Genomic DNA, 5,712 nt, shown 5'->3' on the forward strand with positions numbered 1-5,712 from the left:
ATCGGCAGCGATTTGCACGAGACCTGATAGATCGACTACGCACGTAGCGGGTTGCCTGGCGTCTTACTCGGACGGGGGTTCGATTCCCCCCACCTCCATTTTATTTTTGTCCCGACAGTAATCTTATTCATTGACAAACATTTAGCTGGTTTTATATCTTCCTGAAAAGTAACTTGTGCCAGATTTGTGCCAAAGGAGTTTGAACGTTGGCGAGGATTTTTCAGCGCGGGAAGATTTGGTATTTGGACATCGCCTATCACGGCAGGCGGTTCAGGAAGCGGATAGGTACGTCCAAACGCATGGCCGAACTGGCCCTCAAGGACGCAGAGGTCAAGGCCATCAAGAACGAGTTCGGATTCTCGACCAAGGATATCACCGTCGAGTCCCTGATCGAGAAGTTTCTTGAATACAACCGGACCAACCACCGGGCTTCCACCCTCAAACGCTACAAAGCGGTCACCGACCACTTCCGCCGGTTCCTTGCCGAAAAGCGCACTGATGTGGTCAAAGCCTCACATATTACCCCGGAAGTCATCGAGGGCTACAAGGCATTCCGCCGGGACGAATGGATCAACCCCAACGGCAAATCACCCTCCGTCGATAATGGCAGAAGGGGAGCCCGCGCGAGAACCGTCAATCTTGAGCTCGAAGGCATCAAGACCATGCTGAATCTCGCCCTCAAGTGGGATTATCTCAAAGACAATCCCATGAAGCGCGTGAAACCGCTCAAGGTAGACGACAAGAAACCGTTCCGCTTTCTCACCCAAGAGGAATGCGAGAGATTTCTCTCGGCTTGCCCCGAGCGACTCTATCCGGCCTACTTCACTTTTCTTTCGACAGGCATGCGCAAGGCGGAGCTTGAGCACCTCACCTGGGCGGACGTGGACTTCCGCAACCGCCTCATTCTCATTCGCCGGAAACCAGACTGGCAGCCGAAGACAGGGGAACGCGAGATTCCGATGAGTGACGACCTCTTTGCCTTATTCCAGTCGCTGCGCAAAAAATCAAAAGACGCTGAGTCCGGCTCTCTGGTGTTCTCCAGTGTATTATCCGGCAAGTCGCACAACTCGCTGAGGACAGAACTTATCCGAATAGGGAGACTTGCTAAGATTGACGACCTAACCAAAGTCCATGCACTTCGGCACACATTCGCGAGCCACTTGGCAATGGCAGGAGTCGATCTTGCTACAATTCAGAAGCTGATGGGGCATTCGGACATCGAGACGACGATGATATACGCGCATCTTGCACCGGAGCATTTGTCGAAGGCGGTGAGTAAGCTGACCTTTCGGGCGAAGTGAGTCCACATCTTTGTCCCTCGACACGGATAGAGTGCAGGGGCACATCCTGGCGACGTCGAAGCCAACTTCAATTTAAAAGAAAGGGGATCATTTCTGGATAACCCCCTAACTTGTCGGCTAATGGCGATGCTTCACTAGATCACAGGCATGTTGCCAGCCGTTGCGCCTTACATCGGAGATGGGTCAGTCTCCTTTCGAGTTGTTTCATCTCCTGATATGTGGCAAGATACGATTTTGGTTTTTGGATTCTGATCGAGATATCAGACTCCAAGCACGCGAGTGAAATGGCCAGACTCTGGGCTCGGCTTTTCGCTTGCCTATCCGAGCATTTGGCATTATCTTGCGCGCGTGATAGACCCCGATTACCTGGTGTCTTCAATATCGCACCTCCTTTCGTTTTAGCTATTACCCGGTAGCGGGTTCTCACAGTGAAAACACTCAAAACTGTCTACTTTGGAAAGGCAGCAACTTGAATGCACAGTCATCATAGCCCGATGCGGCTTTCTGTCAATGACCTCCATCGCGAAGGACCTGTTCATCTTGGGCCGCGACAGCTAGACCCTTCGGGAGAAAGGGCTACTCATGTCAGAGTATGGGAAGGTATTACAGGACCAGATCTATGACGCAAAAGTACTAAGTCCGCTTGCCGTAGAGATTATTGATTCCGCGGAGTTCCAGCGGCTGGCAGAGTTGAGGCAGCTAGGCTTCTCGAATCTTGTGTTTCGCGGAGCACGCCACACTAGATTCGAACATTCAATTGGTACTTATTTTGCTTGCCGAACTATCATGCGTCGCATTGTCCAAAACCACGAGCGGCTGCAATTGGACCATCCTGGCGAGCACATATCTGATGCATTCAAATTCAACCCACCGAACACCGATCTCCCCAACACTGTCACGCGCCAGTCACGCTGGCGTGGTTTGTCGGAAGTCGTCGCCGTCGCCGGCTTGTTGCACGACCTTGGTCATGTCCCTTTCGGCCACACGTTGGAAGACGAGTTCGCCGGCCTCTTCAAACGTCACGACAGGCTAGGTGGCCCTCGACTCTATTCCATGATGTTTGATGAATCGAGTGAGCTGGCAAAAGTGTTTACTGAGCAATACGACCAGTGGTTTGAAAAAATACCCAACAGCGAACTTGGGCAGTTGGTTTATGTCATTCTGAATTGGTGCGAAAAGACAGAACCATTAAAGCGATTCAGTGACCGGCTACTCACAGCAAAGGAGGGTGCTACAGGGGAGTCAATCGCCCGGCTCAATAACCTCGAAAACTGGCACCGGGACTTTGTGGCAAGACATATGTTTCATCCGTTCATGAGCGACGTGGTTGGAAACACAATTTGTGCTGATTTGCTCGACTATCTGCCGCGAGATAGAACTAATCTCGCGATGGAGCCCCGGTTCCACAAAAGGTTGTTCAGATATCTGACGGTGCGTCCAGGCAAGCACTATCCTGATGAAGGGTTACGCGTGTCAATTATGGTTACCCGAAAGGGTCAGGGTGGGCAGCGAAGAGACGTAGCGACCGAAGTTCTCTCCATAATGCGCGAGCGTTATGAAATGGCAGAGCGTGTATTTTACCACCATAAAAAGGCAGCCGCGAGCGCTATGTTGGCTAAGCTATTCGAAATAGTCACTGCGCAAGCCCGTCCCCGTGACGATGAGAAAATTTACCCTGCGCCTTGGAGCGAAGACTGTGAAGCGGTTCCTTCCCCGCCGCATATGACACATCTATCCGACTCAGAACTCATCAATTACCTTGGGCAAGCGCCTCTGACAGACCAGTCAGATGCCCCACTGCAGAGACGGTTGTATAATGGGCTGAGATTCCGCAGAAGGAGTATATACAGAACGCTCCTGGTCGTCGACACTGACTTGGTATTAACAAGTAAGCATAATGTCCCATACTTCACGGAAACACTTAGGGGACCAGAGGACGCGCCATCGGCCAGCGGCAGAATCACACTGGAACGTACTCTTGAAAAAGCGGCCGGTCTATCATCAGGCGAAATCGTTATCTACTGCCCAGCGGGGGATATGCAATCTAAAGAAGTTGATGCACGTTTGGAAATAAAGGAGGGAGCAGTCCATCCGCTCAGAGTTCAGAAAAAGTTTGTGTATTTTGCCGATGTGAAAGTTCTTCAGGATTACTATTGGGATTTGTGGCGTGCCTATATATTCGTCTCACCTGATGTTTTTGCTAACAAAGCGAAGTGCAAGATCATAACCGACACTTTCTGCGACAAGTTCGAGATTCCTCGGGCGCAAGGCTACTTCAAGGTTCGTTCCCACGACTTCACTGTCTCCGGCGATGTTACCGCTAAACGTATGTTGAAGTGCATCACTGAGTTCATCACTGGACTCAGTTTTGACATTCCCAAACAAGCATTTGCTGACCTGTCAGTCCTTGCTGCGGAAGACGCTAAACTAATAGAATTGATAGGAACGGATGACGATACGCGTCAACGATTTCTTACGCTTCTTGAAGCATCAGTCTTATTGTCCCGAAAGAAGTCACTCCCGTTTAAGAAGAAGACATATCAAGAACAAATAGACACCATCGCCCAGCAGATTCTGTATAGCGACACCCCAACTCTAATCGCCGCATGGAAGCCTGGAGAGAGGTTGCGTTGGTCGTCTTATGAGGAGTATGCGGAAGAGTTGACTCTGAAGCACTTTGGCGAGTTGTCTCTCTCCCTCAAACTACAAGATGACGCGAAGGATTGACAGAACGCTTACTGAACGGCACCTATTGAAGACGTTCAATGCACACTCCGTGTCAACTGCAATTGAAAAGGCGGCTTGGAAACTCATATCTGAGTCCGCGTATACACACGGTATTCGTTCCGTAGAGATCCCAATCAATGTGCACGAACTCATACGGAGGAAAGGAATAGTTCTCAGTAGTAATCTCCGATTTGGTGATACGCGAGGGGCTCGCTTGATACCGGTTGCTGGCGGGTTTCGGATCGAGTTGGGAGGCGGTCTGACGAAAGGAAATGAGCGCTTCGCACTTGCCCACGAACTGGGACATACCCTCTTCTATAGGACGGACTCCGACATGCCGCAGCATCATAGCTTCAATCTGGCGAGCGATGAGTATGAGATGGAGGAGAAGATTTGCAGCCATTTCGCGAGGGCGTTGCTGGTTCCAAAATCGACCATAAGAAATCACATCCTACCTCTCCCGCAGGATTCCCCGCATGAGCTAATACACAAATTGCACCTTCTCGCATTGAGGTATCAGGTGACACTTCCTACCCTGGTTGCACGGCTGGCAGATCTGAAACTTTCTGGCCCCCCATACTTAATAGCTTGCCTTCGTTACCGGCCGAATTCAAAGACTGGTGACTGCCCCGCCCTTCGAATCCGTGAATTTGCAGCTACCGGATTAGCGAAGGACTATCGCATATGGGTCGATAGGACCCCTATGGGGACTCCCCACACGCCTGGTTTTGGTGCAAAGTCCGTACAATCACTCTTTGATTCTTGGAGAGAACGCGTCAAGAATCTGGGTCAGCCGTTTAGTTCTTGTTATATGTGGAATGAAGAAGATGGGCTCATGCCGGTCACAGGATCACGCAGAGTAGTCCACCAGGAAACTATCGAAGTATCACAAAAGTCCTATGATAAGTGGAGCAATGGTGTTACTTTGAGCGTCAAAAGCTCGGCTTACCTGTATGCACTGCGAGGAGGAGTTGAAGAGCAGTGCTTTGTGGTGTACGTGTCCTCTATTACAAGGGCTGACCAGTCATCTGGAACTACATTACCGCTATCGGGGGGTACATAAAAGACAAAACCTAACTCGATGGGCCAAAGAAGTCTTCCGTCGTTTCGCCCTCGGCTGCCGTCAATTCGATTTTGTTCGTTCCACGACGAGATACGAATTTCCTAATCCGCAAGTCCCACGTATCAATTGTCAACTCATGCCCGCTCAACTCCGGCAATCCGGATTTACAGAACACGATAAAGGACGTAGTCGGGTTCCCATTCCACCCGATTTTGTAGGCCGCCTCTGCTAGAGTACTTCTGAGCCGCTGCTTGCTCTTACGGTAATCCAGAATTTGCCTGTACCGCTCTGTAAGGTGGTTGAGGGAAGTAGCCTGAATCGCGCCTATATTTAGGTGAAATGCGAACGGCTGTTCGTCTTTTGCTGTGATCACTACTTCGACAGGAATCAAAATGAAAACGCCCACATCAGCGTCGACCAGGCGTTTGTCTTTGGTCTTTGCTGTTACTTTCGTCGCCACCAAAGTAGTGGATGGTAGTACGATTAGCTCTGGGACCTGTAATTGTGTACCAGGATTGAGATGCTTAACTGGATACGTAACGGATTCACATTGGGATTCCCGATGATGCAGGCGCCGATCCCCTAAAGACCACTCGATAGCCAAGTTGTCAGAAGAAATAC

3 protein-coding genes and 1 other RNA gene are annotated in these 5,712 nt (G+C 50.4%); 3 read left to right on the plus strand and 1 reads right to left on the minus strand.

The window, feature by feature from the left end; translation table 11 throughout:
- The 3 genes from ssrA to RBT76_15830 form a co-directional block, all read left to right on the plus strand.
- Positions 1-101: a transfer-messenger RNA gene (gene ssrA, locus RBT76_15820) on the plus strand; the annotation flags it as partial.
- 105 nt (positions 102-206) lie between these two features.
- Positions 207-1,301: a tyrosine-type recombinase/integrase gene (locus RBT76_15825; GenBank protein MDX9859252.1), complete on the plus strand. Its 1,095-nt coding sequence runs from the start codon at positions 207-209 to the stop codon at positions 1,299-1,301.
- 582 nt (positions 1,302-1,883) lie between these two features.
- Entirely contained in the window at positions 1,884-4,028 is a 2,145-nt protein-coding gene (locus RBT76_15830) for an HD domain-containing protein (protein MDX9859253.1), read from the plus strand.
- Positions 4,029-5,101: 1,073 nt separating this feature from the next.
- Here the strand turns inward: RBT76_15830 and RBT76_15835 are convergent.
- A partial coding sequence (locus RBT76_15835) for a hypothetical protein (protein ID MDX9859254.1) occupies positions 5,102-5,712 on the minus strand: 611 nt, incomplete at its 5' end.

The organism is Candidatus Zixiibacteriota bacterium, assembly GCA_034003725.1.
GTDB lineage: Bacteria > Zixibacteria > MSB-5A5 > GN15 > FEB-12 > WJMS01.